Source organism: Daejeonella sp. (assembly GCF_044342615.1).
Lineage (GTDB): Bacteria > Bacteroidota > Bacteroidia > Sphingobacteriales > Sphingobacteriaceae > Daejeonella.
Window position 1 is genome coordinate 1 of record NZ_JBIIPN010000211.1, and the last position, 2,967, is coordinate 2,967.

At 35.9% G+C, this 2,967-nt stretch carries 2 protein-coding genes; both read right to left on the bottom strand.

Features of this window, described 5'->3' with window-relative positions; translation table 11 throughout:
- The coding region (locus ACIQ0D_RS12440) for an amino acid permease (RefSeq protein WP_395806094.1) at positions 1–1,235 on the bottom strand (1,235 nt) is incomplete at its 3' end.
- Between the two features lie 197 nt (positions 1,236–1,432).
- A partial coding sequence (locus tag ACIQ0D_RS12445; RefSeq protein ID WP_395806096.1) for a sodium-translocating pyrophosphatase occupies positions 1,433–2,967 on the bottom strand: 1,535 nt, incomplete at its 5' end.

Sequence of the window (2,967 nt, forward strand, 5' to 3'; positions counted from 1 at the left end):
ATGATACCAATACAAACTAAAGTAAAGGCAAATAAAGTACCGATACTAACCATATGGCCTAAATCTGAAACTGGTACTAATCCAGCGAAAAGACTTACAAAAACTAAGAAGAATAGATTTGTTTTCCAAGGAGTACGGAAAGTTGGATGTACCGAAGAAAAGAATTTCGGCAATAAACCATCTTTAGACATGGTATAAAATACACGTGACTGACCCATTAACATCACCAAAATTACAGAGGTATAACCTGCAAGAATTGCAATAATTAAGGCATCTTGTAAATAAGTATAACCTGTCATTGCAAAGGCTGTTGCGGCTGGCTTAGCGTCACCTGCAAAGTCTTTGTAGTTTACAAGTCCAGTCATTACATGGGCAAATAAAACATATAAAATAGTACAAACAATCAGAGAACCTAAAATTCCAATTGGCATACCTTTTTGAGGGTTTTTTGCTTCTTGTGCAGCTGTTGAAACGGCATCAAATCCAATGAATGCAAAGAATACCACAGCAGCTCCAGTTGAAATACCAGACCAACCAAAGTTTTCGAACTTACCAGTATTTTCAGGAATGTAAGGCACATAATTATCAGGATTAATATGACTCCATCCTAAAATGATAAACATTAAAACTACAGCTACCTTTAAAATAACTAGAAAGTTATTCATGTTAGCTGATCCCTGAGTACCGCGAATTAGAACTAATGATAAAATACTTACGATTAATATAGCAGGAATATTGATTATACCTCCATCAATAATAGTTCCATCACCTAATTTCATAGTTTCCCATGGAGATACGATGTACTCATGTGGAAGATTGATATTGTATTTGTGAAGTAATTCTAAGAGGTATCTCGACCAACTTACAGCAACGGTTGCTGCACCTAAAGCATATTCAAGGACTAAATCCCATCCAATGATCCATGCCATAAATTCACCCATGGTTGCATAAGAATAAGTGTATGCACTTCCCGCAACAGGAATCATTGAGGCAAACTCAGCATAGCAAAGACCTGCAAATGCACAAGCAAAAGCAGCCAAAGCAAAAGAAATGGTTACTGCAGGACCAGCATTTTCAGCTGCAGCAATACCAGTAAGAGAGAATAATCCGGCACCAATAATTGCACCAATACCTAAAGCAACTAAGTTAATACTGCTTAATGAACGTTTTAATGTGCCTTCACCAGTTTGTTGTGATTCGAACATTAACTGTTCGATGGATTTTTTGTGAAACATACGAATTTGTTTGTTTAGTATTTTTTATGAAAGTTTATATAAACCGAATTCAAACGTAATTAATTAAAATGGTAAAATGAAACACGAATTTATATTCCCTTAATTAATTTATCTAAATATTTTAAAAATAAAAAAAATGTAATTTATTCTTTCAATGTAGAAGGGAATTCAATTTGAATTCCCTTCTGAAATAAATGTTATCTTCTGATTGTATCAGTAGTGTTAACAATAGTGTCAATGCTGGTATTACCAGCTTGATCTTCTGTTTTAATTACTTTTATTTCTTTTTTAACTTCCACTGTAACTTTATGGCTTACACCTTCAGAAATATGTGGAGCGATAATTAAGGATACGATTGACATTAATTTAATTAAAATATTCATCGACGGACCAGAAGTATCTTTAAATGGATCACCAACGGTATCACCAGTAACTGATGCTTTATGTGGTTCAGATTTCTTATAATACATCTCACCATCAATTTCCACACCTTTTTCGAATGATTTTTTTGCATTATCCCATGCACCACCGGCATTTGATTGGAACATACCCATTAAAACACCTGATACAGTTACACCAGCTAATAGTCCGCCTAAAACCTCCGGACCAAATGAAAACCCAATAATTATAGGAACGATTAATGCAATTGCTCCAGGCAACATCATTTCACGAATACTTGCTTTTGTTGAAATAGCAACACATTTTTCATATTCAGGCTTTGCTTTATACTCCATGATTCCTGGAATTTCGCGGAATTGTCTACGAACCTCATTAACCATGTCCATTGCAGCTCTACCCACAGCAGAAATACAAAGTGCAGAAAATATGAAAGGAATCATACCTCCAACAAATAGTCCCGCAAGTACATCTGCCTTATAAATATCAATACGATCGATACCAGAAACACCAACAAAAGCAGCAAATAATGCCAATGAAGTTAATGCGGCTGAAGCGATAGCAAAACCTTTACCAGTTGCCGCAGTAGTATTTCCTACAGCATCAAGATTATCAGTACGATCTCTAACTTCCGGAGGCAATCCACTCATTTCAGCAATACCACCTGCATTATCTGCAATCGGGCCAAAGGCATCAATTGATAATTGCATTGCGGTTGTTGCCATCATTCCTGCTGCTGCAATAGCAACACCATAGAAACCAGCAAAGTAGAAAGATCCATAAATACCTGCAGCAAGCACAAGAATTGGAGCCACTGTAGATTCCATTCCTACTGCTAAACCTGAAATTATATTAGTAGCATGCCCTGTTGAAGACTGTTTAATAATGCTTAATACTGGGCGTTTACCCATTGCAGTATAATATTCTGTAATTAAGCTCATTAAGGTTCCAACTACTAATCCTACAACAATAGAATAAAATACATCCATGCTTGTGAAAGCAATAGCACCATCTCTTAAAACACCATCAACCATGTCTCTGCTCATAAACATTTCACCAGTTGGAAGCATCCATTTTACTGCAAAGAATGAAACTATGGCAGTTAAAATAATTGAAGACCAGTTACCCATGTTCAAAGCATTTTGAACGCTATCGGTTTCCTTGCTAATTCTAACAAAAGCAGTTGCTACTATTGATAGAATTAAACCTAAACCTGCAATAAGCATTGGTAATAGGATAGGAGCGATACCGCCAAAATTATCGATAGATACAATTTCGCGACCTAAAATCATGGTTGCCAGGATAGTAGCAACGTATGAACCAAATAAATCGGCTC